The following is a 24,611-nucleotide window of genomic DNA, read 5'->3' on the forward strand; positions in this document are numbered from 1 at the left end:
ACCAAGAGGTGGCTACCCCCATGCCCGGAACAGCCGAGACCGCCCGGTCGACGGCCGCCCTTCAGCCCGACCCCGGTCGCTGGAAGGCCCTCGTCTTCATCGCCCTCGCCCAGCTGATGGTCGTGCTCGACGCGACCATCGTGAACATCGCCCTCCCCTCCGCCCAGCAGGACCTCGGCATCTCGGACGGCAACCGGCAGTGGGTCATCACGGCCTACGCCCTCGCCTTCGGCGGTCTGCTGCTCTTCGGTGGCCGCATCGCCGACCTCTGGGGCCGCAAGCGCACCTTCGTCGTCGGTCTGATCGGCTTCGCCGCGGCCTCCGCCCTCGGCGGAGCCGCGACCGGCGAGGCCATGATGCTCGGGGCCCGCGCGCTCCAGGGCGCCTTCGGCGCGCTGCTCGCGCCCGCCGCGCTCTCGCTGCTCGCGGTGACCTTCACCGACGCCAAGGAGCGCGCCAAGGCCTTCGGCATCTACGGCGCGATCGCCGGCGGCGGCGGCGCCGTGGGCCTGATCCTCGGCGGCTTCCTCACCGAGTACCTGAACTGGCGCTGGACCTTCTTCGTCAACATCCCGTTCGCGATCGTCGCCGCCGTCGGCGCGTACCTCGTGATCCGCGAGCCGGCCGGCGGCCGCAACCGCTCCGCGCTCGACATCCCCGGCGTGATCCTCTCGACCCTCGGTCTCGTCACGCTCGTCTACGGCTTCACCCGCGCCGAGTCCGAGGGCTGGAGCGACGCCGGCACGATCGGCCTGTTCGTGGGATCGGCGGTGCTGCTGGGCGCCTTCGTGCTCGTCGAGGCGAAGGTCAAGAGCCCGCTGCTGCCGCTCCGCGTCCTCACCGAGCGCAACCGCGGCGGCGTCTACCTCTCGCTCGGCCTCGCCGTCATCGCGATGTTCGGCCTCTTCCTCTTCCTGACCTACTACCTCCAGATCGTGCAGGGGTACTCGCCGGTCAAGACGGGCTTCGCGTTCCTGCCCATGATCGCGGGCATGATCATCGGCTCGACCCAGATCGGCACGCGGCTGATGACCCGGGTCCCGCCGCGGCTGCTCATGGCCCCCGGCTTCCTGACCGCGGCCGTCGGCATGCTGCTCCTGACGCAGCTGGAGGTCGGCACCTCGTACGCCGGTCTCATCCTTCCCGCGCAGCTGCTGCTCGGCCTCGGCATGGGCACCGCGTTCATGCCGGCCATGTCGCTCGCGACGCACGGCGTGGACCCGAAGGACGCCGGGGTGGCCTCCGCGATGGTGAACACCTCGCAGCAGGTCGGCGGCGCCATCGGTACGGCCCTGCTCAACACGATCGCCGCCTCGGCGACGACCGCGTACCTCGTCGACCACGCGGCCGGCGCGACCACCCCGGCCGCCCAGAAGCTGCTCCAGCTCCAGGGCATGGTCGAGGGCTACACCGCCGCGATCTGGTGGGCGGTCGGCATCCTCGTCGTCTCCGCGGCCATCGCGGCCGTGCTGATCACCACCGGGAAGCCGGACACGGGCGTGGTCGCGGGCGGCTCCGGCGCGGGCGCCGAGGACGAGGTGAAGGTTCCGGTCATCGCGCACTGACCCCGGCCAAGGCGCTCACCCGCGGCACGTCCCCCCTGCCCTGGTTCCGCTCAGCGGAGCCAGGGCAGGTCCGCGTCCGGGTCCGTCGGCTCCAGGCCCTCCGCCATCACCCGCATGATCGTGCCGAGCTGGTCGACCTGCTCGGGGCTGAGCCGGTCGAACATCGCCTGCCGCACCGCCGCCACGTGCCCGGGCGCGGTCCGCCGCAGCACCTCCAGGCCCTCCTCGGTGAGCTGCGCGAACTGGCCGCGCTTGTCGGAGGGGCAGTCCTCGCGCCGCACCCAGCCGTTCTTCTCCAGGCGGGCGACGGCGTGCGAGAGCCGGGAGCGGGTGATCTTGGCGCTCTTCGCCAGCTCGGTCATGCGGAGCCGGCGGCGCGGGGCCTGGGAGAGCTGGACGAGCAGGCCGTAGTAGACGTGCGGCATGCCCGCGTCGCGCTGCAACTGGCGGTCGAGGTGATCCTCCAGGAGCGTGGTGGCGTGGAGGTACGAGCGCCAGACGCGCTGTTCGCCGTCGCTGAGCCAGCGCGGTCCGGGTTCGGTCCTGTCTCCCATGTCACCCATCGTACGACCCATTCTTGAAAGTTGAACTATGTAGGTTTACGCTGCATGCATCAGCTTGAAGTTTCAAGAACTTCTCGCGTGTCTGCCGGACGAGGAGGCGTCACCATGGTCGCCACACAGGAACGGATGCCCGCGCTCTACCTGTCCCACGGTGCCCCGCCGCTCGCCGACGACCCCGTCTGGCCCGGCGAGCTCGCCGCCTGGTCGGCCGGGCTGCCCCGGCCCAAGGCGATCCTCATGGTCTCCGCCCACTGGGAGGAGGCCCCGCTCGCCCTCGGCGCCACCGAGACGATCCCCCTCGTGTACGACTTCTGGGGCTTCCCCGAGCATTACTACCGGGTACGGTACGACGCCCCCGGTGCGCCCGCGCTCGCCGAGGCGGTCCGCAAGCTGCTGCGCGCCCCCGGAACGCCCGTGCAGGACATCCCCGACCGGGGCCTCGACCACGGCGCGTACGTGCCGCTCGTCGAGATGTACCCCGGCGCGGACATCCCGGTCCTCCAGATCTCCATGCCGACCCTGGACCCGCGCCGGCTCATGGACATCGGCCGCAGGCTCGCCCCGCTGCGCGACGAGGGCGTGCTGATCGTCGGCAGCGGCTTCTTCACCCACAACCTCGCCGCCCTCCGCCACACCGGCGGCGGTGTGCCGGGCTGGTCCGCCGAGTTCGACGCCTGGGGGCGCGAGGCCCTCGCCGCCCAGGACGTGGACGCCCTGCTCGACTTCGAGTACAAGTCCCCGGCCGGCCGCCTCGCCCACCCCCGTACGGAGCACTTCGCCCCGCTCTTCGTCACGATGGGCGCGGCGGACGCGGCCGGCGACCTCGACGCCGAACGGTCGGTCATCGACGGCTTCTGGATGGGCCTGGCGAAGCGGTCGGTGCAGTTCGGCTGAGTGCAGCGCATGGAGTGTGCCGCTATCCGGGCAGTTCGGCTGAGTGGAGCGCATGGAGTGCGGCGCTATCCGTACGCGGGAGGGTTCAGCTCCACCGCGCGGAGGGCGGCGGCCAGCGCGAGCTCGTCGCCGACGTCCAGCGCGGTGTCGGCGAGCTTGATCGTGTGGTCGTCGCCGTGTGCCGCCGCCCGCGCGAAGACCTCCTCCGCGGTGAGGCCGGCCGGCGCGTACGCGACGGCTTCCCGCGGCGTGTACGCGGCCGTCACCACCGCCGAGGCCGACCAGGCCGCCGCCAGGCTCGCCGCCCACAGCTCACGGGGAAGGGCCGGCAGCGTCCGCAGGACGGCGTTGGGCGCGGTCGCCGCGTGCACCAGCATGATCGGCTCGCCGTGCCCGTGCGTCGCGTACCGGTGGACGGCCGCCGTCACCAGCTCCGCCAGCCGCTCCCGCGCCGCCTCCGGCTCGGTCTCCGTGCCCCAGGCGGGGACGGCCGTCAGCTGCGCGAACCGGTCCCTGAACCCGCCTTCCTGCTCGGGGACCCGAGGTACGGCGGCGAGCGCGCCGGCCGCGTCCGGCGCGGCGGGCAGCAGGGTGAGCGGCGGCAGCGGCTGGTGGCGGGCGGCCCAGTAGCCGAGCGCGTGCGCCAGCTCGGCCCGCCGGGGCGCCGTCTCCCCGCCGGGCGCCAGCAGGGTTCGTACGGCGTGCCCGGTGCGGATCACCGGGTGCGTGGCGCCGCCCGCGATGCCGGGCAGCAGGCGCGGCCACCACTCGGCCAGCACCTCCCGCCAGGGCCGGTCGGCCAGCTCGCGGGCGAAGTACCGCGCCCAGTCGGTGATCCGCCGCGGATCGCCCAGCGCCTCCTGCCAGTTCCCGGCGGTGACCGGGGCGTACGGGGCGGGCGCCTCCTCCAGCTTCGGCGCGTAGGCGTCCAGCCAGCGGTGCACGGAGGCGGTGTGCCCGTTCCGGGTCAGCGCCTCCACCGCCATGGGCGCGTGGTTGGTGAGCCAGCCGTTCCGCTCGGGTCCGGTGGTGTGGAGCCGTTCGAGTGCCTCGTCGAGGATGCCGGTGGTGTCCATGGAGGGGACGGTAGGGCGGCGCCGGGGTGGGCCGTAACGGGCTCGGGACCTACACCGGGGGGCGGACCCGGGCTCGGTCGCAGGTCCGGTGAGGCAACTTCCGGCCGCCGTCCGGCGTCGTATGGAGAGGGAAGGGCAGACGGCCAGTGATGTGACGGCCGTCTCACCGACAGTGCGGTCGGCGAAGGCCCGGAGGGGCGTCCCGTCGCCTCTGACCTGCGGATCCGCACCGATCGCGAGCCGTAGGGGCGGGGCGCGGGCCGCGCAGGATACTGCATGATCGCGAAAATCCTGAGCCTCCAGGGAATTCTGTCCCGATTCCGGTCGTTGTTTCCGTCGGATGCAGGGCACCCGGAAGGGTGTCGCGACCTACTCAGCAAGGGAGCACGCATGGCAACCCGTGCCGTCGCCCGTCGTCAGTCCACCGCCAAGAGCGGGGGCGGCCGGGCAAGCAGCGTTCGCGCCGTGGGCGGGGAGATCGCCGACCGCGACCTGGTCGGCATGTACCTCGACGAGATCGCGCGCACGCCCCTGCTCGACGCCGCCAAGGAGGTCGAGCTCTCCCAGGCCATCGAGGCGGGCGTGTACGCCCAGCAGATCCTCGACGGCGAGGTGGAGGACAGCGAGGCGGGCGGGGCGACCCGCGAGGAGCTGGAGGCGCTGGCCGCCGAGGGCGAGCGCGCCAAGGACCTCTTCATCAAGTCCAACCTGCGGCTCGTCGTCGCCGTGGCCCGGCGCTACCCCCGCAGCGGGCTGCCCCTGCTCGACCTGATCCAGGAGGGGAACGCGGGCCTGGTGCGCGCGGTCGAGAAGTTCGACTACGCGAAGGGCTTCAAGTTCTCCACGTACGCCACGTGGTGGATCCGCCAGGCCATCACCCGGTCCATCGCCGACCAGTCCCGCACCATCCGTCTCCCCGTCCACCTCGTGGAGGAGCTGGGCCGGATCCGCCGGGTCCAGCGCGAGTTCAACCGCGAGCACGGGCGCGAGCCGGAGCCCGCGGAGGTCGCGGAGGAGCTGGGCTCGACCCCGGAGCGGGTCACGGACGTCCTGGACTGGGCGCGGGACCCGGTCTCGCTGAACATGTCGGTCGACGACGAGGGCGAGACGCAGTTCGGCGACCTGCTGGAGGACACGTCGGCGATCTCGCCGGAGCAGTCCGTCCTCACGCTGCTGCGCAGCGAGGAGCTCGACGACCTCATCGACAAGCTCGACCACCGCACGGCGTCCATCATCCGGATGCGGTACGGCATCGAGGACGGGCGCGAGCGGACGCTGACGGAGGTCGGCAAGGAGCACGGCCTCACCCGTGAGCGGATCCGCCAGATCGAGAAGCACGCGCTCCTGGAACTGAAGAAGATGGCGCGCGACACGGGCTTCGACGCGGTGGCCTAGGACGGCCGGCGAGGGGGCGGTCCCGGCTGTGCGCCGGGACCGCCCCCCCCTCCGCCGCACCCCCGGCGGCAGCGGAGCGGCGGCACCGGCGCGGGGGGCCCCCCCGGGGGCGCCCGGCCAGCCACACCACCTCGACCCGGGCCCAAAACCCGGGTACGAAACGCAACCCCCCATGGCCGCCGCCCCCCCCCCCCCGGCGGCGGGGCGCGCGCGGGGGGGGGGGGGGGGGGGGGCGCCCCCCCCCGGCGCCCCGGCCCGCCCCCCCCCCCCCGCCGCCCCCTGGTCAGGTGAGGGAGGCCGTCAGGCGGGTCGTCAGGTGGTGGAGGTGGGTGCGCAGGGCGTCGGGGGCCCGCACCTTGAAGGGGGCGTCCGTCAGGGCCAGGCGGATCGCCAGCCAGTCGACCGAGTCGGTGACGCGGGCGCGCAGGCGGCACGTGTCGGGCCCGGTCGCGACGGGCGCCAGATGCGCCGGCAGCCGCCCCGCGACCGTCTCGGCGGGCGCCTCGAAGGTGACGTCCAGCTCCAGCTCCTCCCCCTGCGACCGTGACATCGACCGCAGCAGGTACGCCGCCGCGTCGCCCTCCGGCAGCTCCCGCGGCGTGAAGCGCGCGCCGGTCGCCAGCGGGTCGGTGACGCGGTCGACGCGGAAGACACGCCAGTCCTCGCGCCCGAGGTCGTACGCGACGAGGTACCAGCGCCAGCCCGTCGACACCAGCCGGTACGGCTCGACGAGCCGCTTCGTCTCGGCGCCGTCGGCCGCGCGGTAGGCGAACCGCAGCCGCTCGCGGCCGGTGACCGTGCCCGCGAGCGCCGTCAGCGTCGAGGGTGCGACGGTGGCGCCGTCGCCGCGCGTCAGCGGCAGGGTCGCGTTCTGGAGCGTCGAGACCCGGTGCCGCAGCCGCGCCGGAAGCACCTGCTCCAGCTTGGCCAGGGCCCGTACCGACGCCTCGTCGACGCCCTCGATGGCGTGCCCCGCGCCGGCCCGGAGGCCGACGGCGATGGCGACGGCCTCCTCGTCGTCGAGGAGCAGCGGGGGCATCGCCGTACCGGCGACGAGCCGGTAGCCGCCGATCGCCCCCTTGGTCGCCTCGACGGGATAGCCGAGGTCACGGAGCCGGTCGATGTCGCGGCGGATCGTGCGCGGGGAGACCGAGAGCCGGTCGGCGAGCTCGCTGCCGGGCCACTCGCGCGGGGTCTGGAGGAGCGAGAGCAGATTGAGGAGTCGTGCCGGGGAATCCGTCATGCCAGCATCATGCTCGGCAATTAGGACGTCATCTGGCCTACATCACTCTTATGGTCCTCTTATGAGCGCACACGAGACCGAAGCCGCCACGGGGGCGGACAGCACCACCACGGGGGACAGCAAGCGCTGGATCGCCCTGGCCATCGTCATGACGGCCGCCTTCATGGACCTGGTCGACGCCACGATCGTGAACATCGCGATCCCCAGCATCGAGCAGGACCTCGGCACCACGACCACCGCGATCCAGTGGATCACCGCCGGCTACGCGCTGGCCTTCGCCGCCGGCCTCATCACCGGCGGCCGCCTCGGCGACATCTACGGCCGCAAGCGGCTCTTCCTCCTCGGCACGGCCGGCTTCACCGTCGCCTCCGCGCTGTGCGGCCTCGCCGCCAGCCCGGAGATGCTGGTCGCCTCCCGCCTCCTCCAGGGCGCGATGGCGGCGATGATGGTGCCGCAGGTGCTGTCGATCGTCCACGTCACCTTCCCGGCGCACGAGCGCGGCAAGGTCTTCGGCCTCTTCGGCGCCATCGTCGGCCTGGGCGCGGTCTCGGGCCCCCTGCTGGGCGCGCTGCTCACCGAGTGGAACATCGCCGGCCTGGAATGGCGCCCGATCTTCCTCATCAACCTGCCGGTGGGCGTCGCCGCCCTCATCCTCGGGCGCAAGTTCATCACCGAGTCGAAGGCGCCGAAGGCGCTCCGCCTCGACCTCGTCGGCGTCGTCCTCGTCACCGCCGCGCTGCTCCTGCTGATCTACCCGCTGACCCGCGGCCGCGAGCTGGACTGGCCGCTCTGGGGCCACCTGATGATGGCGGCCAGCCCGGTGGTCTTCGCGGTGCTCGTCGCGTACGAGCGGTACAAGACGAAGAAGGACGGCTCGCCGCTCGTCGAGCTGTCGCTGTTCAAGGTGAAGTCGTTCGCGGCCGGCATCGCGGTGCAGCTGACCTTCGGCATCGTGCTCGGCATCTTCTTCCTGGTGTGGACGCTCTACATGCAGCTCGGCCTCGGCTGGACCGCCCTCCACGCGGGCCTGACCGGGGTGCCGTTCTCGATCGCGGTCTCCGCGGCGGCCGGCCTGTCGGTGCAGCTGCTCGTCCCGCGCTTCGGCCGCAAGGTCCTCCAGGCGGGCGCGCTGACCATGGCCGCGGGCATCCTGCTGTACTTCTTTGCCGCCGGGCGGTACGGGGCGGAGATCGCGTCCTGGCAGATGATCCCGGCGCTCGTGGTGATGGGTCTCGGCATGGGCCTGATCGTGGCGCCGCTGACCGACGCGGTGCTGTCCGAGGTCCCCAAGGAGCACGCGGGCTCGGCCTCCGGCCTGATCAACATGACGGGCCAGATGGGCAACGCGATCGGCCTCGGCCTGGTGTCGGTCGTCTTCTTCGGCACCTTCGACGAGGAGCGGCTGAAGACGGCCCCGCAGGAGATCACGACGGCCTTCACGGACGCCTTCCGCAACTCCCTCGGCTGGGCGGCCGTGGTCCTCGCCGGGATCTTCCTGGTGATGTTCGCCCTGCCGGCCCGGCCCAAGCAGCACCTGGAGGGCGGCGCGGGCGAGGACGAGCCCGGAGCGGTCGAGAAGGAGCCCGCGCTCGTCTCCTGACCCACCGCGCGCACGGACGAAGGGCCCCGGTCTCCCGACCGGGGCCCTTCGCCGTGTCCCCGGCGGGCGGAGGGTTCAGACGACGCGGGAGCGGGCCTCCATCGCTCCGCGGGCCGCGGCCTCCGACTCGTACACCTCGCACATGTGCCGGCCGTCGGGGGTGGCCGTGTGCTCGACCTCCCAGAGGCTCAGCTCGCTGCCGTCGAGGAGCAGGAACTGGTGCTCGTACAGGGTGAAGCCGGCGTCCCGGCCGCCCTCGACGGGGCAGTTCCGGCCGAAGACCTGGGTGATGTGGTGGGCGAAGGCGATGCGCAGCCGGCGGGCCGTCCGCTCGGTGGGGCGGTCCGCGTTCTCCGCGCGGCGCAGGACCCGGCGGGCGTGGTCCGCCGAGTTGTCCGGCACGTACATCCGGGGCTGGGCGGGTATCGGGCGGGCCAGCAGCGCGCTCAGCGCCGCCAGGTCGTCGTCGTCCCCGAGCGGACGCCCGTCGGCCCGCTCCACGGTCCACCCCGGCAGTGGGCCCGCGGGGAGCCGGGACGCGGCGAGCCGCGCCTCCGCCTCCTCCGTGTACAGCTCGTGCTGCTCGGTGCCGTCCCGGCCCGCGTTGTGCACGAGCTCCCACAGGGTGAGGGCGCTGCCGTCGGCCAGCAGGTAGGCGTGGCGGTAGGTGGAGCGGTGGAGCGAGGAACCGTGGTGCGAGGAGTGCAGCGCGGTGGAGTGGGCGAGCGCCGACTCCAGGCGCTCCACCATCGCGTCGGGCAGGTCGAAGGAGTTGAGCGCCCGGCCGAGAAGCCGCTCGACGTGCGTCTCGGTCGTCTCGTACGGATCGTGGTGATCCCGAGGATCGTTCAAGAGGGTCTCCAGGCCGTCGCCGCATGTCACTTGGTGCTTGCTTAACGTAGTCCCTGGGTCCGACAACGGGTCGGGGTTACGGAAAACGAGGGGTGGGCGACGGAAGTTCCCGCCCTCGCGCCGCCCTCCAACTCCCTTGCGGTTACCGGGAGTACGGGTCCTGGGGGAGGCCGTAGAGCTCCGCGTACGAGGGGAAGTCGCCGCCCGGGCCGCGCTGCCCTCCGGGGGCGGCCAGCACCGCGCGGACGATCGCCCGGGTCACCAGATCGGCACCGGCCGCGAGGACCTCGTTCAGGGCGAGCGGCCCCGGCGCGGCCGGCAGCTCCCGGGCGCCGGTGGCGAGCGCGAAGACCGTGTCGCCGTCGTTCATCAGGTGCACCGGCCGGATCGCCCGGGCGATGCCGTCGTGCGCCGTCCCCGCCACCTTCTGGGCCTGGGCGCGGGTCAGGACCGCGTCCGTGGCGACCACCGCCAGGGTGGTGTTCAGCGGCGGCCGGACCGAGGCCGCGCGGGCCTCGGCGAGCCGCCGCACCGCCGCCTCGTGCACCGCGCGCGACGGGCGGGCGGGCCCGTCGACACCGGCGGGACCCTCCTCGAAGAGGCTGCCGTACAGCACGCCGGTCGCCGGATCCACCGCCGAACCGACCGCGTTCACCACCGCCAGGGCGGCCACCGTGACGCCGGACTCCAGCCGCAGGCTCGCCGTGCCGACCCCGCCGCGCATCCCGCCGACGACCGCCCCCGTACCGGCGCCGACCGCGCCCGCCGCCACGCGCGCGTGGTCCCCGGACGCCTCCGCCGCCTCCACCGCGGCCCGGCCGGTCGCGGCGTCCGGGCGGGCCGCGAAGTCCCCGCCCCGGCCCAGGTCGAAGACGCACGCGGCCGGGACCACCGGCACCACGTGCGCCGGATCGGGACCGACCCGGACCCCGCGCCGCCGCTCCTCCAGCCAGGCCATCACCCCCGCGGCCGACTCCAGGCCGTAGGCGCTGCCGCCGGTCAGCACGAGGGCGTCGATCCGCTGGACCACGTTCCTCGGGTCGAGGGCGTCGGTCTCGCGGGTGCCCGGGCCCCCGCCGCGTACGTCCACGGCGGCCACCGCCCCGCCCTCCTGGGCGAGCACCACAGTGGTCCCCGACAGCGCCCGCGGCCCCGCCACGCGCGCGTGGCCCACCCGAATACCGGGCACGTCGGTCAGTCCGTCGGGGGAGAGCCACTCAGCTGTCATGTCCCCTTCCTACCGCAGAAGGGGCGGACCCACCTCAGGAGGCAAGGGCCCCACAGGGCGGAACAGAAAGGAACGGGCCGCCTCGGGGGGAGGGGCCCCACAGGGCGGAGCAGGAGAGAGCGGGCCGCCTCAGGAGGCGCGGGCGGTCCCGGCGGGCGGATTCCCGGCGCCCGGATTCCCGGCGGCCGGATTCCGCGCCGTGAGCGTCACACCGACCGCGACCGTGGCCGCCGCCACCAGACCGGCCGCGAGCACCGCCCAGCGGCCCGCGAACGAACACATCAGGATCACGAACGCCGACCCCGGCAGCACCGCCTGCTGGGCGATGCCCACCTTGAAGTAGCGGGCGTGCAGCAGCCACACCGACAACAGGAAGACCGCCGTCGGGATCGTCACCGAAGCCGAGGCGGCGAGCGTGCTGATGTGCGCCTTGCCGACGGACTGCTCGACCGCGATCTCCAGACCCGCGCCGATCGCCGCCGCCGACATGAAGATCACGTAGTGGCCGTACCCCCACAGGAAGCCCCGCCGGCTGTCCGTCAGCCGGTCGTGCGCCGGCACCACGAAGTAGATCCACCAAGCCGCGAAGACGATGAGCAGCCCGCCCGCCGCGATCGGCAGCAGCTCGTTCAGGGCGTCGTGCTCCACCACCCCCGACCTCACCGCCACCGTCGCCGCCGCCACCGACTCGCCCAGCACGATGATCGTGAACAGGCCGTACCGCTCCGCGATGTGATGCGGATGCCAGGTGCTCGGCGCGGCCTTCTCCGCGTACACCGGCACCGAGAGCTCCGCCAGCGCCAGCACCAGGAACACCCACGGCAGCGCCCCGTCCGGCACGAACAGCAGCGCCAGCCAGCCCAGCTGCACCGCGAGCACCCCGCCCGCGTACCGCCGGCACATCCTCCGCTCCTCCGCCGACACGGCGTGGTGCCCGGCCCGCAGCCACTGCGAGGCGAGCGCCACCCGCATCACCAGATAGCCCAGGTAGACGACGAGGAAGTCGTGCTCCTCGAACGCGCGCGACACGCCCGCGGCCAGGATCAGCACACCCGCGATCTGAACGAGCGTCACGACCCGGTACAGCACGTCGTCGTTGTCGTAGGCCGAGGCGAACCACGAGAAGTTCATCCACGCCCACCAGATGGCGAAGAACACCATCGCGTAGCTGACCACCCCCTCGCCCGCGTGCCCCTCCGCCACCGCGTGCACGAGCGCCGCGCCCGCCTGGGCGACGGCGACCACGAAGCACAGGTCGAAGAAGAGCTCCAGCGGTGTGGCGGTCCGGTGCGACTCCTCACGGGAGCGCGCGGTCAGCGGCAGGAAGGGTTGCGTCATGCAGCCAGCACAGCAGAGCCGCGCCCCACCGCTCTCAAGCCACGCGGAGCGGTACGGCCTCCGGGAACGCCACCGCCCCGTAGCGGGCCGCCACCAGCCGCGCCAGCCGAGGATGGTCCGCCAGCGGAGCCGACACCGCGTACGCCCCCGGCACCCCCTCCAGAGCGCGGGAGAACCGGCCCGGCGCCAGCAGATGCGCAGCGACCGCCACCCGCCGGAAACCGTCCCCACGCGCGCGTGCCACCGCCTCCGCCGGACCGGGCGCGGCCGCCGAGCAGTACGCCACCGTCACCGGCACCGGAAGGAGCCGCCCCAGCTGCTCCGCCGCCACCAGCGTCCCGTCGTTCCCGCCCGGACGGGAGGAGCCGGCCCCCGCGACGACGACCGCGTCCGCCGGGCCGCCCGCCGCCCGCTCGGCGGCGCGCAGCCGCTCGTACAGCGCCAGCGCCACCGCGCTCTCGCCCCGCAGCCCCGGCGTCACGGCGCAGTCGAACCGCCGGGCCACGGCCGGCACGTCCACCGTGCGGTGATAGCCGTCGCCCAGCAGCAGCGGCACGACGACCGCCCCCGGCCGGCCGGCCAGCACCGACGGAAGCGAGGGAAGCTGGTGGTCGAGGTGCGCCACGGTGACCGGCGCCCCCGTCAGGCGCCGTACGGCCGCCGCCAGCCGGGCCGTGGTCGCCGCCGCCTCGGGGACGGCGCTCCCGTGCGCCGCGAGGACGAGCTCACGCATCCTGCCGCTCCTTCCGGTCCGGTCGCCACGGCTCCCGGGGGTGCACCGTCCCCGGGAGTCGCCGACGGTCGGGCCCGGACCGGCGGTGTCGTACGTCGCCCGGACCCGCACCCCACGCTAGGCCCGCGACCGCCGCCGCCACCCCCGCCGTTCGGCCCCGCCGCGAGGGCCACAAGTCCCCTCTCCTCGGGCCTTTCCCGGGCCGGCGGGCGCCCCGCGCCGCCCTACCGTCGAAGACACGGATCCCCCACCACCCGGAGCCACCATGTCCTCCAGCCCGTCCCTCGTCCTCGTCGGCCACGGCATGGTCGGCCACCGGCTCCTGGAGGCCCTCGCCGAGCGAAAGGCACTCGCGGGCGGGGGCTCGCCCGCCGACGGGCGCGGGCTCGACGCCCCGACCGCCCCGACGACGACCGACCGCCCCGACGCGACCGACCGGACCACCCCGACCGACCGGACCACCCCGACGACGACCGACCACCCCGCCCCGACCGGCCCCGCCGCCGCACCCGGCTGGCGCGTCACCGTCCTGGCCGAGGAGGACGTGCCCGCGTACGACCGCGTCCACCTCTCCTCCGTCTTCGCCGGCACCGCCCCCGAACACCTCGGCCTCACCGAACCCGGCTTCCTCGCCGACCACGGCATCGACCTGCGGCTCGGCGACCCGGCCGAACACATCGACACCACCGCCCGCACCGTCACCACCACCTCCGGCACCGTCGTGCCCTACGACGCGCTGGTCCTCGCCACCGGCTCGTACCCCTTCGTCCCGCCGATCCCCGGCGCCGACGCCCCCGGCTGCTTCACGTACCGCACCCTCTACGACGTGGACGCCCTCACCGCCTACGCCGAACACGCCAGGACCGGCGTCGTCATCGGCGGCGGACTGCTCGGCCTGGAGGCGGCGGGCGCCCTGCGCACCCTCGGACTCGCCACCCACGTCGTCGAGTTCGCGCCCCGCCTGATGCCCCTCCAGGTCGACGACGGCGGCGCGGCCGCCCTGCGGGCCACCATCGAGTCGATGGGCGTGGCCGTGCACACCGGCGTCGGAGCCACCCGGGTCGAGACGGACGCCGACGGCCGCACCACCGCCCTCACCCTCTCGAACGGCGAACGGATCCCCGCCGACCTCGTCGTCTTCTCCGCCGGCGTGCGCCCCCGCGACCGGCTCGCCCGCGAGGCCGGGCTCGCCGTCGGCGACCGCGGCGGCGTCGCCGTCGACCCGCACTGCCGCACCACCGACCCCTGCGTGTACGCGATCGGCGAGTGCGCCCAGACCTCCGACGGACGCGTCTACGGCCTGGTCGCCCCCGGCTACCAGATGGCCGAGACCGTCGCCGACCAGCTCGCCGGCGACGGCGCGACGGAGTTCACCGGCGCGGACACCTCCACCAAGCTGAAGCTGATGGGCGCCGACGTGGCCTCCTTCGGCGACCCCTTCGCCGGCGACGCGGAAGCCACCGAGCTCGTCTTCTCGGACGGCCGCGAGGGCGTCTACAAGAAGCTGCTCCTCGGCCCGGACGGGCGACTGCTCGGCGGCATCCTGGTCGGCGACGCCGAGGCGTACGGCTCGCTGAAGCCGCACGCCGGGCGGCGGCTGCCCGCCCCGCCCGAAGCCTTCCTCCTGCCCGCCGCGGCCGGCACCGCCGCGCTCCCGGGCGCCGACGCCCTCCCCGACGACGCGGTCGTCTGCTCCTGCCACAACGTCACCAAGGGCGCCGTGAGCGCGGCGATCGCCGAGCACGGCCTCACCGACATCGGCGGGATCAAGCGCTGCACCAAGGCGGGCACCGGCTGCGGCGGCTGCGCCACCACCCTCCAGGCCGTCCTCGACGCCGCCGGCGTCGAGAAGCGCCGCGGCCTGTGCGAGCACTTCCCCGAGCTCACCCGGCCCGAGCTGTACGAACGGGTCCGCACCGAGCACATCCGCTCCTTCACCGAACTGATGGAGCGGTACGGGGCGGGAGGCGCCGGCTGCACCGTCTGCAAGCCCGTCGTCGCCAACGTCCTCGGCACCCTCGCCCCCGAACTCGGCCTGCGGCACGTCCTGGAGGGCGAACAGGCCACGCTCCAGGACTCCAACGACCTCTTCCTCGCCAACCTCCAGAAGGACGGCACCTACTCCGTCGTCCCCCGCGTCCCCGGCGGCGAGATCACCGCCGAACAGCTCATCGCCATCGGCGAGACGGCCCGCGACCACGGCCTCTACAGCAAGATCACCGGCGGTCAGCGGATCGACCTCTTCGGCGCCCGCAAGGAGGACCTGCCGGCGATCTGGCGCCGGCTCCTCGCGGCCGGCTTCGAGTCCGGACAGGCGTACGGCAAGTCGCTGCGGACCGTGAAGTCCTGCGTGGGCGCCAGGTTCTGCCGCTTCGGACAGGGCGACTCGGTGCAGCTCGCCATCGACCTGGAGCTCCGCTACCGGGGCCTGCGCGCCCCGCACAAGATCAAGGGCGGGGTCTCGGGCTGCCTGCGCGAGTGCGCGGAGGCCCGCGGCAAGGACCTCGGCGTCATCGCCACCGCCGGCGGCTGGAACCTGTACGTCTGCGGCAACGGCGGCGCCACCCCCCGCCACGCCGACCTGCTCGCCTCCGACCTGTCGGCCGCCGCGCTCTTCGCCCTCATAGACCGCTTCCTCATGTACTACCTCCGGACCGGCGAACGCCTGGAGCGCACCTCGGCCTGGCTCGAACGGCTCGGCGGCTCGGGCGCGGGCATCGCCCACCTCAAGGACGTGCTGATCGAGGACTCGCTCGGCATCGGCGCCGAGCTGGAGGCGCAGATGGAACGGCACGCGGCCGCGTACCGCGACGAGTGGCAGGCCGTCCTGGACGACCCGGGGGCCCTCGCCCGCTTCGCCCCGCACGTGACCGGCGTCGAGTTCCTGGAGCCGGGACGCGGACGCGCGGCGGTGCTGGCGGACGGGACGGAGGCGGCGCTCTTCAAGGACGCGGAGGGCGCGGTGTACGCGGTGGGCAACCGGGACCCGTACTCGGGCGCCGACGTCATCGCCGACGGCATCATGGGCAGCCGCGACGGTGTGCCGGTGGTGGCCTCCCCGATGCACAAGCAGGAGTTCGACCTGCGCACCGGCGCGAGCCTGGACGACCCGGAGGTCGCGCTGCCGCTGCTCCCGGTGCCGGAGGTGCCGAGCGCCGGCCGCGGCTGAGCCGTACGGGAGCGGCGCGGGCGTACGGGAGCGGCGCGGCCGTAGGGCTCAGCCGCGGCCGTGCGGCTCAGCCGCGGCCGTACGGGGAGCCGTGCGGCCGTACGGAATCCGTACGAGGCCCGCGCAGCCGTACAGGAGCCGTGCGGCCCCCCGTACCCGAGGCCCTTCCCCGCCCCCCCGAACTGCCCCCGGCCCGCCCCGACGGCCCCACACCCCTTCCAGGGGCCGTCGCACGGCCCGGGGGCACCCCCTTCCCCGCCCTCACTCCCACCACTCCCGCCCGCCCCGATGGCCCGTCAGACCCGCGCCCACCGGGACCTAGGACCGCTCAGGGACCCGACCTAGGCCCGCCCCCCGTCGCGACCATCGGCACTGACGACGCCCCTCCACCGAGGAGCAGCCTGGAAAGGCAAGGAAGAAGCCTCGAAAGGGCTCGTAAACGTCAGGGAAGTCAGGGAAGCGCCATGAGTTCCGTAGTCCAGGACAGCAGAACGACGGGCGGGTCGCCCGCCTCGTACGACACGGAGCAGTACCGCCCCGGCCGGACCATCAACGACTGGGAGCCGGAGAACGAGCTCTTCTGGAAGTCGATCGGCAAGAAGGTCGCCAACCGCAACCTGTGGATCGCGGTCCCCGCCCTCCTCGTTGCCTTCGTCGTCTGGCAGGTCTGGTCGGTCACGGCGACCAACCTGAAGGACGTCGGCTTCGGCTTCTCGACCTCGCAGCTGTTCTGGCTGACGGCCATCCCCGGCCTGACCGGCGGAACGGCCCGCATCCTCTACACCTTCCTCGGCCCGATGATCGGCCAGCGGCGGTTCACCGCCCTGTCGACCGTCGTCCTCGTGGTGCCGCTGATCTGGCTGGGCATCGCGATCCAGGACCCGACCACCCCGTACACCGTGATGGTCGTCATCGCCGCCCTCTGCGGCATCGGCGGCGCGAACTTCGCCTCCTCCCTCGCCAACATCGGCTTCTTCTTCCCCAAGGCGAAGAAGGGCAGCGCGACCGGCATCAACGGCGGTCTCGGCAACCTCGGCGTCTCCGTCGTCCAGCTGCTGACCCCGATCGTCATCACCTGGTCGACGATCGCGATCGGCTCCGCCCAGCACAAGGCCGACGGCACCCCCGTCCACCTCCAGAACGCCGCCTTCGTCTGGGTCCCCGTCGTCCTCGTCCTGGCCGCCGTCGCCTGGTTCGGCCAGAACGACCTGAAGGTCGCCTCCACACCCTTCAAGCAGCAGAAGATCATCTTCAAGCGCAAGCACAACTGGCTGATGACCTGGCTGTACGTCGGCACCTTCGGCTCCTTCATCGGCTTCGCCGCGGCCCTGCCGATGCTGATCAAGACCACCTTCCCCGACTACTCCGTCGCCACCTACGCCTGGATGGGCCCGGCCGTGGGTGCCCTCGCCCGCTGGGCCGGCGGCTGGATCGCCGACAAGTGGGGCGGCGCCCGCGTCACCATCCTGTCCTTCGTGGGCATGGCCGTCGCCATCATCGGCGTCATCAACTTCCTGCCCTCGGGCGGCGACGGCGGCAACTTCTACGGCTTCTTCTTCTGCTTCCTCGCCGCGTTCTTCTTCTCCGGCATCGGCAACGGCTCGACCTTCCGCCAGATCCCGGTCATCTTCCGCGGCACCCACCTGAAGGGCCTCACCGAAGGCACCCCCGAACACACCAGGGCCCTCAAGCAGGCCGAGATGGAATCGGGCGCCGTCACCGGCTTCACCTCCGCGATAGCCGCCTACGGATTCTTCTTCATCCCGGCACTCTTCGGCTCGGTCGCCGTCACCAGCGCGATGTGGGGCTTCGTCGCCTTCTACGTCAGCTGCATGGTCGTGACCTGGTGGTTCTACGCCCGCAAGGGCGCCGAGGCCCCCAGCTGAACCCCCGCGCCACACCGAGAAAGGTCCCGCCCCGGCGGGGCCTTTCCGCATGCCGGGAAAGGGGACCAAGGACCGTGGACCGGTGACCAATGCCGCCGCAAATGATCGATCAGAAGGAGTGAAATGAAAGTAAGCAACGACGCGATCGAATGACTCGAAGAAGGCGGTGCGGGCAGTGACTGCGACTCCTGCGGAAGCGACGGCGACCGAGCGGGCCTGGAAGGGCTTCAAGGGCGGACTCTGGCGCGACGCCATCGACGTCCGCGACTTCATCCAGCAGAACTACACCCCGTACGAGGGCGACGACTCCTTCCTCGCCGGCCCCACCCAGCGGACCACCGCCGTGTGGAAGGCGATCACGGACAAGTTCCCCCAGGAGCGCGCCAAGGGCGTCTACGACGTCGCCCACGACATCCCCTCCACCATCACCGCCCACGCCCCCGGCTACATCGACCGCGACAAGGACCTGATCGTCGGCCTCCAGACCGACGCCCCGCTCAAGCGGGCGATCATGCCCAACGGCGGCTGGCGGATGGTCGCCGGCGCCCTGGAGACCTACGGCTACCCCGTCTCCGAAGAGCTGGAGAAGGTCTTCACCGAGTACCGCAAGACCCACAACGCCGGCGTCTTCGACGCCTACACCCCCGAGATCCGCGCCGCCCGCAAGGCCGGCATCGTCACCGGCCTCCCCGACGCCTACGGCCGCGGCCGCATCATCGGCGACTACCGCCGCGTCGCCCTCTACGGCGTCGACCGCCTCATCGCCGTCAAGAAGGAGGAGAAGGCCGGGCTCGACGTCCTCCCGTCCGGCAACCGCTCCCTGGAGGAGACCATCCGGCTCCGCGAGGAGCTGTCCGAGCAGCTGCGCGCCCTCGGCGAGCTGAAGGCCATGGCCGCCTCGTACGGCCACGACATCTCCGGCCCCGCCACCACCGGCCGCGAGGCGATCCAGTGGCTGTACTTCGCCTACCTGGCCGCCGTGAAGGAGCAGAACGGCGCCGCGATGTCGCTGGGCCGCACCTCCACCTTCGTCGACGTCTACCTCCAGCGGGACATCGAGGCCGGACTCCTCACCGAGGAACAGGCCCAGGAACTCGTCGACGACTTCATCATCAAGCTCCGCATCGTCCGCTTCCTGCGCACCCCCGAGTACGACGAACTGTTCTCCGGCGACCCGACCTGGGTCACCGAGTCCCTCGCCGGCATGGGCGAGGACGGCCGCCCGCTCGTCACCAGGACCTCCTTCCGCTACCTCCAGACCCTGTACAACCTCGGCCCGGCCCCCGAGCCGAACATGACCGTCTTCTGGTCGCCGCGGCTGCCCCAGGGCTTCAAGGAGTTCTGCGCCCGCGTCTCGATCGACACCTCGTCCGTGCAGTACGAGTCGGACGAGCTGATGCGGCCCCGCTTCGGCGACGACACCGCGATCGCCTGCTGCGTCTCGGCGATGCCCGTCGGCAAGCAGATGCAGTTCTTCGGCGCCCGGGTGAACCTCGCCAAGACCCTGCTGTACGCGATCAACGGCGGCCGCGACGAGAAGTCCGGCGACCAGGTCGGCCCCGCCACCGGCGCCCTCACCTCCGAGGTCCTCGACTACGACGAGGTGATGGACAGGTTCGACGAGCAGATGGAGTGGCTCGCGAACGTCTACGTCCACGCGCTGAACGTCATCCACTACATGCACGACAAGTACGCGTACGAGCGCATCGAGATGGCGCTCCACGACCGTGACGTGCGCCGGACCATGGCCTGCGGCATCGCCGGCCTCTCGGTCGCCGCCGACTCGCTCGCCGCCATCAAGTACGCCAGGGTCAGCCCCGTTCGCGACGAGACCGGCCTCGCCACCGACTACGCGATCGAGGGCGACTTCCCGGCCTACGGCAACAACGACGAGCGGGCCGACGAGATCGCCGTCTGGCTGGTCGAGGAGTTCATGCGGAAGGTGCGCAAGCACCCCACCTACCGGAACGCCGAACACACCCAGTCCGTCCTGACCATCACCTCGAACGTGGTCTACGGCAAGAAGACCGGCAACACCCCCGACGGCCGCCGCGCCGGCGAACCGTTCTCCCCGGGCGCCAACCCGATGAACGGCCGCGACACCCACGGCTACGTGGCCTCCGCCCTGTCGGTCGCCAAGCTGCCCTACGAGGACGCCGAGGACGGCATCTCGCTCACCAACACCGTCACCCCCGACGGCCTGGGCCGCACCCCCGAGGAGCGGATCAGGAACCTGGCCGGCGTGCTCGACGGCTACATGGCGAGCGACGGTTTCCACATGAACGTCAACGTCCTCAACCGGGACGTGCTGATGGACGCCATGGAGCACCCGGAGAACTACCCCCAGCTCACCATCCGGGTCTCCGGCTACGCGGTCAACTTCGTCCGCCTCACCCGCGAACAGCAGCTCGACGTCCTCAACCGCACCTTCCACGGGACGCTCTGAGCGGCACCGCGAGCACGGGCGGCGTGGGCACGGGCGGCGCGGGCGCGGGCGTCGCGAGCGCGGGCGTCGCGAGCGCGGGCGGCGCGGGAGCGCACGCAGCGGGCGTGCGGCGCGGAACGCACAGCTCACCACGCAGAAGGGGGGGGAGGGGGCCCCTCCCCCCTCCCCCTCCCCGCCCCACCCCTCCCCCTCCTCCCGCCCCACCCCTCCCCCTCCTCCCGCCCCTCCCCACCACCCACCTCTTCCTCCCTCAGGAGGCCCTGCCATGGCCACGCTCCTCGGACCGGACATCCCCGTCCGCCCCGCCGCCGCTCCGGTCCGGGCGGTGCCCCCGGCCACCCCGGCCGCCGCCGCGACCCACCGTCCGTCCGAGGGCTCGGTGCACTCCTGGGACCTGTCCACCGGTGTCGACGGCCCCGGCACCCGCTTCGTCACCTTCCTCTCCGGCTGCCCGCTGACCTGCCTCTACTGTCACAACCCCGACACCTGGAGGATGCGGAACGGCAAGCGGACCTCCGCCGACGACGTGATCGCCGAGGCGGCCAAGTACGTCCGTTTCATCTCCGCCTCCGGCGGCGGTGCCACCGTCTCCGGTGGCGAACCGCTCCTCCAGCCCGTGTTCACCGGTGAGCTGCTGCACCGCATGAAGCACGAGCTCGGCCTGCACACCGCCCTCGACACCTCCGGCTTCCTCGGTGTCCGTGCCACCGACGCCCTGCTGCGCGACACGGACCTGGTCCTCCTCGACATCAAGTCCTGGGACCCGGAGACGTACCGGAAGGTCACCGGCCGGCCGTTGCAGCCCACCCTGGACTTCGCCCGCCGTCTCGCCGATCTCGGGCAGGACGTGCACGTCCGCTTCGTCCTCGTCCCCGGCCTCACCGACGACCCCGCGAACGTCGAGGGCGTCGCCGCCTTCGCCGGCGGTCTCGGCAACGTGTCCCGCGTCGACGTCCTCCCCTTCCACAAGCTGGGCGAGGCCAAATGGCAGGCGCTGGAGATGCCGTTCACCCTCCATGACACCCCGTCGCCCGACCCGGGGCAGGTCGCGGCCGTCCGCGAGGTCTTCCGGTCCCACGGCCTGAACGCGGTCTGAGTTCCCCGGCGCCGGCCGGGCGCGACGCGTTCACTCGCCAGGGGCTCAAAACGGGCCCAAAGGGTACATTCGTCCTACCGTGGCTCCGTGACCGAGCCACCGCAGACCGCCGAGCCCACCACCCCCGAGCCGGAGGCGCCCGCCCCGGTCCCGGACGGCCGCGCGCCCCAGACCCCCGCAGCCGTCCGCCGCCGCGCCGTCCTCGCCGGCACCGTCGTCTCCGCCCTCCTCATCCTCGCGATCGTCTTCGGCAGCCGGCTGCTCCGCGACTTCGACTCGGCGCTGCTGCCCTACGCCGTCGCCACCGTCTTCCTCGCCTTCGGCGTCGCCTACCGCTACACCGTCTGGATCTCCGCCCCCGGGGCCCGCCGCCTCTTCCGCCAGGGCTGGCGCTCGTTCTTCTCCGCCGCGAACTTCCGCAAGGCCCCCACCGCGCTGCCGAAGATGATCGCCACCTATCTCGGCTTCCAGAAGTTCCTCGGCGCCCGCTCGCACGCCCGCTGGGCCGCTCACCAGCTCCTCTTCTGGGGCTGCATCCTCGCCGCGCTCATCACCTTCCCGCTCACCTGGGGCTGGTTCACCTTCACCTCGAACACCGGCAGCGGGCCCGGCTACGAGATGCGGATCTGGGGCTTCAAGGTCCTCGGCTTCAACGCGCTCAACATCATCGGCTGGCTGATGTTCCACGGCCTGGACATCGCCGCCGTCCTCGTCATCGCCGGCGCCTCCTACTTCCTGTGGCGGCGCATGAAGGACCGCGGAGCCATCACCGGCCAGCGCTTCGCCTACGACCTGATCCCGCTGATCGCCCTCATCGTCATCTCGGTCACCGGCCTGCTGCTCACCTTCTCGTCGGTCTTCCTGCACGGCGGCGGCTACGAGTTCCTGGCGATCCTCCACATGGTCTCGGTCGTCTTCACCCTCATCTACATCCCCTTCGGGAAGTTCTTCCACATCGTCCAGCGCCCCGCCGCCGTCGGTATGCAGCTCTTCAAGTACACCTCCCGCCGCAAGGACGGCGCCGCGGAGGACCTCCAGACCTGCCGCCGCTGTCACGAGCCCATCGACACCCCCGACTACGTCGACAACCTGCGCGGCACCATGAAGGACCTCAAGCTCGACTTCGACGAATGGGCCGAGTACTGCCCCCGTTGCAAGCGCGTCCTCCGCGGCAACGCCTACCTCACCCACGTCAAGAAGGGCTTCAAGTAAGTGACCGCGACCGACCCCTCCCGCGCGCTGCCGCTCGACCCGTCCGTCGCGCCTCCCGGGACCCGGAACTTCCGTGACGCCGGCGGGATTCCCGCCGACCGCTGGCACGCCGACCAGAACGAGGAGACCCTCGTCCCCACCCACTGCTGCTTCTGCGGCGTGCAGTGCGGCATGTACCTGCGCGTCGACCGCGCGGGCAAGGTCTTCGGCGTCGAACCCCGCAACCACGACATCAACCGGATGCGGCTCTGCCCCAAGGGCATCAACGCCTACCAGCAGGTCAACCACCCGGACCGGCTCACCTCCCCGCTGATGCGGCGCAACCGGGACGAGGAGTTCCGGCCGGTCAGCTGGGAGGAGGCGCTCGACCACACCGTCTCCGAGATCCGCCGGATCCAGGGCGAGTACGGCAACGACGCCTTCGGGCTGCTCGGTGGCGCCAGCCTCTACTCGGAGAAGACCTACCTCGTCGGGAAGCTCGCCCGGGTCGCCCTCAAGACCAGGCACGTCGACTACAACGGCCGCCTCTGCATGGTCTCCGCCGCCGGCGCCAACAAGCTCGCCTTCGGTATCGACCGGGCCGGCAACCCCTTCTCCGACATCCTCCTCACCGACTGCCTCCTCATCGCCGGCTCCAACGTCGGCGAGTGCTTCCCGGTGATGACCCAGTACCTGTGGGGCGCCCGCGACCGGGGCGCGAGCCTGATCGTGGTGGACCCCCGGCAGACCGCCATCGCCCGCACCGCCGACGTCCACGTCGCCCTCAAGCCCGGCACCGACTCCGCCTTCTTCAACGCGGTGCTGCACGTGATCGTCTCCGAGGGGCTCACCGACGAGGCGTACCTCGCCGGCCACACCACCGGCTGGGACGAGGTCAGGGCCACCGTCGCCGAGTACCCGCCCTCCCGCTCCGCGAAGATCTGCGGCGTCCCCGAGGAACAGATCGTCCAGGTCGCCCGCATGTTCGCCGGTGCGGGGAAGGCCATGGCCTGGCACGCCCGCGGCGTCGAACACCACTCCCAGGGCGTCGAGAACTGCCTCACCATCATCAACCTCTGCGTCGCCACCGGGAACATCGGCAAGCCCGGCGCCGGCTACGGCACCATCACCGGCCAGGGCAACGGCCAGGGCGGCCGCGAGCACGGCCAGAAGTCCGACCTGCTCCCCGGCGGGCGGTCCATCTCCAACCCCGAGCACCGCCGCCAGATCTGCGAGATCTGGGGCATCGAGGAGTCCGAACTCCCGCCCGCAGGCACCTCCATGATGGAGATGGTCTGGCAGATGCAGCGCGCCGAGATCCGCGGCCTCATCGGCATCTGCAACAACCCCTTCGTCTCCCTGCCCAACTACGCCACGGTCAAGGAGGGCTACGACACCCTCCAGTTCCACGCCCAGTTCGACTTCTTCCTCTCCGAGACCGCCGCCAACGCCCACGTCGTCTTCCCCGTCACCGTCTGGGCCGAGGACGAGGGCGTGATGGCGAACGCCGAGGCCCGCGTCGTCAAGCACAACAAGGCCCAGGAACCCCCCGCCGGGGTCCGCACCGACACCTGGGTGATGTGCGAGCTCGCCAAGCGGCTCGGCGCCGGCGACAAGTTCGACTTCCCCGACTCCCGCTCCGTCTTCGAGGAGCTGCGGATCGCCTCCGCCGGCACCGTCAACGACTACTACGGCATCACCTACGAGCGCCTGGAGGAGACCGGCGGCATCGCCTGGCCCTGCCCGACCACCGAGCACCCCGGCACCCCCCGCCTCTTCGAGGACGGGCGCACCTACCATCCCGACGGCAAGATCCACATGCAGGTCGTCGAGTGGCACCCGCCGATGGACCCGTACAGCGAGGAGTACCCGCTCTCGCTCACCACCGGCCGCACCGTCGCCCACTTCCTCTCCGGCAACCAGACCCGCCGGCTCGGCGCCCTCGTCGAACAGACCCCCCGCCCCTGGGTCGAGGTGCATCCCTCCCACGGCTTCCGCAACGGCGATCCGGTACGGGTCGTCACCCGCCGCGGCAGCGAGGTCTTCCCCGCCCTGGTCACCGAGGCCATCCGCCCCGACACCGTCTTCGTCCCCTACCACTGGCCCGTCCCCACCGCCGCGAACGCCCTCACCATCGACGCCCTCGACCCCCGCTCGAAGATCCCCGAGTACAAGGTCTGCGCCGCCCGCATCGAGGCAGCCGAACGCGTCGACGAGGTGCCCGCGCCCCCGACCGCCCCGGGACAGCTCGCCTACCCCGAGACCCAGGTCTCCCGCACCGACCCCCTGCCGCCCACGTCCCCGCAGGGCCGTGGCACCGCGGAGAGGAGCTGACC

The 24,611-nt window shown here is 72.4% G+C and carries 17 protein-coding genes; 10 read left to right on the forward strand and 7 right to left on the reverse strand.

Translation table 11 applies throughout. The features are described from left to right. The first annotated feature begins 20 nt into the window (after positions 1–20). Entirely contained in the window at positions 21–1,565 is a 1,545-nt protein-coding gene (locus ACFYT9_RS22560; protein WP_389166505.1) for an MFS transporter, read from the forward strand. A 50-nt stretch (positions 1,566–1,615) separates the two neighbouring features. Here the strand turns inward: ACFYT9_RS22560 and ACFYT9_RS22565 are convergent, their stop codons facing one another. Then, positions 1,616–2,128 (reverse strand): MarR family winged helix-turn-helix transcriptional regulator, encoded by a 513-nt coding sequence (locus ACFYT9_RS22565; RefSeq protein WP_376600906.1) that lies wholly within the window; start codon positions 2,126–2,128, stop codon positions 1,616–1,618. 105 nt (positions 2,129–2,233) lie between these two features. Between ACFYT9_RS22565 and ACFYT9_RS22570 the strand changes: the two genes are divergently transcribed. Next, entirely contained in the window at positions 2,234–3,022 is a 789-nt protein-coding gene (locus tag ACFYT9_RS22570) for a dioxygenase (RefSeq protein WP_389166508.1), read from the forward strand. A 65-nt stretch (positions 3,023–3,087) separates the two neighbouring features. On the opposite strand, the gene ACFYT9_RS22575 is transcribed toward ACFYT9_RS22570, so the two are convergent. Beyond that, positions 3,088–4,098 (reverse strand): questin oxidase family protein, encoded by a 1,011-nt coding sequence (locus tag ACFYT9_RS22575; RefSeq protein ID WP_389166510.1) that lies wholly within the window; start codon positions 4,096–4,098, stop codon positions 3,088–3,090. 390 nt (positions 4,099–4,488) lie between these two features. Here ACFYT9_RS22575 and ACFYT9_RS22580 point away from each other — a divergent pair, with 390 nt between their 5' ends. Then, positions 4,489–5,493 carry an RNA polymerase sigma factor RpoD/SigA gene (locus tag ACFYT9_RS22580; protein WP_376600911.1) on the forward strand — a complete coding sequence of 335 codons (1,005 nt, stop codon included), beginning with the start codon at positions 4,489–4,491 and terminating at the stop codon, positions 5,491–5,493. Between the two features lie 283 nt (positions 5,494–5,776). Here the strand turns inward: ACFYT9_RS22580 and ACFYT9_RS22585 are convergent, their stop codons facing one another. Next, positions 5,777–6,736: a helix-turn-helix transcriptional regulator gene (locus ACFYT9_RS22585; protein WP_387280597.1), complete on the reverse strand. Its 960-nt coding sequence runs from the start codon at positions 6,734–6,736 to the stop codon at positions 5,777–5,779. 61 nt (positions 6,737–6,797) lie between these two features. Here ACFYT9_RS22585 and ACFYT9_RS22590 point away from each other — a divergent pair, with 61 nt between their 5' ends. Continuing rightward, complete coding sequence (locus tag ACFYT9_RS22590; RefSeq protein WP_387280598.1) at positions 6,798–8,336, forward strand: MFS transporter; 1,539 nt, start codon at positions 6,798–6,800, stop codon at positions 8,334–8,336. Between the two features lie 75 nt (positions 8,337–8,411). Here ACFYT9_RS22590 and ACFYT9_RS22595 read toward each other — a convergent pair whose 3' ends face one another. The 4 genes from ACFYT9_RS22595 to ACFYT9_RS22610 all read right to left on the reverse strand — a co-directional run bounded on the left by ACFYT9_RS22595 (position 8,412) and on the right by ACFYT9_RS22610 (position 12,487). Beyond that, positions 8,412–9,188, reverse strand: a complete 777-nt coding sequence (locus tag ACFYT9_RS22595) for a DUF6227 family protein (RefSeq protein ID WP_389166515.1) — start codon at positions 9,186–9,188, stop codon at positions 8,412–8,414. 142 nt (positions 9,189–9,330) lie between these two features. Next, the gene (locus ACFYT9_RS22600) at positions 9,331–10,416 is read right to left on the reverse strand and encodes a P1 family peptidase (RefSeq protein WP_389166517.1); all 1,086 of its coding nucleotides are present in this window, start codon (positions 10,414–10,416) and stop codon (positions 9,331–9,333) included. Positions 10,417–10,545: 129 nt separating this feature from the next. Beyond that, a complete protein-coding gene (locus ACFYT9_RS22605) occupies positions 10,546–11,754 on the reverse strand; it encodes a low temperature requirement protein A (RefSeq protein ID WP_389166520.1) in 1,209 nt (402 codons plus the stop codon). Positions 11,755–11,788: 34 nt separating this feature from the next. Next, the gene (locus tag ACFYT9_RS22610) at positions 11,789–12,487 is read right to left on the reverse strand and encodes a sirohydrochlorin chelatase (protein ID WP_389166523.1); all 699 of its coding nucleotides are present in this window, start codon (positions 12,485–12,487) and stop codon (positions 11,789–11,791) included. 265 nt (positions 12,488–12,752) lie between these two features. On the opposite strand from ACFYT9_RS22610, the gene nirB reads away from it, so the two are divergent. From nirB to ACFYT9_RS22640, 6 genes are all read left to right on the forward strand, one after another. Next, positions 12,753–15,656, forward strand: a complete 2,904-nt coding sequence (nirB, locus tag ACFYT9_RS22615) for a nitrite reductase large subunit NirB (RefSeq protein WP_389166526.1) — start codon at positions 12,753–12,755, stop codon at positions 15,654–15,656. A 464-nt stretch (positions 15,657–16,120) separates the two neighbouring features. Beyond that, positions 16,121–17,542 (forward strand): NarK family nitrate/nitrite MFS transporter, encoded by a 1,422-nt coding sequence (locus ACFYT9_RS22620; protein WP_376601507.1) that lies wholly within the window; start codon positions 16,121–16,123, stop codon positions 17,540–17,542. A 175-nt stretch (positions 17,543–17,717) separates the two neighbouring features. Further along, the gene (gene pflB, locus ACFYT9_RS22625) at positions 17,718–19,988 is read left to right on the forward strand and encodes a formate C-acetyltransferase (protein ID WP_389166529.1); all 2,271 of its coding nucleotides are present in this window, start codon (positions 17,718–17,720) and stop codon (positions 19,986–19,988) included. 265 nt (positions 19,989–20,253) lie between these two features. Continuing rightward, the gene (gene pflA / locus ACFYT9_RS22630) at positions 20,254–21,084 is read left to right on the forward strand and encodes a pyruvate formate-lyase-activating protein (RefSeq protein WP_389166532.1); all 831 of its coding nucleotides are present in this window, start codon (positions 20,254–20,256) and stop codon (positions 21,082–21,084) included. A gap of 87 nt (positions 21,085–21,171) precedes the next feature. Further along, positions 21,172–22,296 (forward strand): MFS transporter, encoded by a 1,125-nt coding sequence (locus tag ACFYT9_RS22635; protein ID WP_389166535.1) that lies wholly within the window; start codon positions 21,172–21,174, stop codon positions 22,294–22,296. Continuing rightward, positions 22,297–24,609, forward strand: a complete 2,313-nt coding sequence (locus tag ACFYT9_RS22640; protein ID WP_389166537.1) for a molybdopterin oxidoreductase family protein — start codon at positions 22,297–22,299, stop codon at positions 24,607–24,609. It abuts the gene before it with no gap. Positions 24,610–24,611 lie beyond the last annotated feature (2 nt).

It is taken from the genome of Streptomyces sp. NPDC004435, assembly GCF_042873895.1.
GTDB lineage: Bacteria > Actinomycetota > Actinomycetes > Streptomycetales > Streptomycetaceae > Streptomyces.

Bases quoted from the DNA above. Each gene is read 5' to 3' on its own strand.
- pflA (WP_389166532.1), top strand. From the start codon at position 20,254: ATGGCCACGCTCCTCGGACCGGACATCCCCGTCCGCCCCGCCGCCGCT.
- ACFYT9_RS22620 (WP_376601507.1), top strand. From the start codon at position 16,121: ATGAGTTCCGTAGTCCAGGACAGCAGAACGACGGGCGGGTCGCCCGCC.
- ACFYT9_RS22610 (WP_389166523.1), bottom strand. From the start codon at position 12,487: ATGCGTGAGCTCGTCCTCGCGGCGCACGGGAGCGCCGTCCCCGAGGCG.
- ACFYT9_RS22580 (WP_376600911.1), top strand. From the start codon at position 4,489: ATGGCAACCCGTGCCGTCGCCCGTCGTCAGTCCACCGCCAAGAGCGGG.
- ACFYT9_RS22590 (WP_387280598.1), top strand. From the start codon at position 6,798: ATGAGCGCACACGAGACCGAAGCCGCCACGGGGGCGGACAGCACCACC.
- ACFYT9_RS22575 (WP_389166510.1), bottom strand. From the start codon at position 4,098: ATGGACACCACCGGCATCCTCGACGAGGCACTCGAACGGCTCCACACC.
- ACFYT9_RS22600 (WP_389166517.1), bottom strand. From the start codon at position 10,416: ATGACAGCTGAGTGGCTCTCCCCCGACGGACTGACCGACGTGCCCGGT.
- ACFYT9_RS22570 (WP_389166508.1), top strand. From the start codon at position 2,234: ATGGTCGCCACACAGGAACGGATGCCCGCGCTCTACCTGTCCCACGGT.
- ACFYT9_RS22560 (WP_389166505.1), top strand. From the start codon at position 21: ATGCCCGGAACAGCCGAGACCGCCCGGTCGACGGCCGCCCTTCAGCCC.
- ACFYT9_RS22605 (WP_389166520.1), bottom strand. From the start codon at position 11,754: ATGACGCAACCCTTCCTGCCGCTGACCGCGCGCTCCCGTGAGGAGTCG.
- nirB (WP_389166526.1), top strand. From the start codon at position 12,753: ATGTCCTCCAGCCCGTCCCTCGTCCTCGTCGGCCACGGCATGGTCGGC.
- ACFYT9_RS22565 (WP_376600906.1), bottom strand. From the start codon at position 2,128: ATGGGTGACATGGGAGACAGGACCGAACCCGGACCGCGCTGGCTCAGC.
- ACFYT9_RS22585 (WP_387280597.1), bottom strand. From the start codon at position 6,736: ATGACGGATTCCCCGGCACGACTCCTCAATCTGCTCTCGCTCCTCCAG.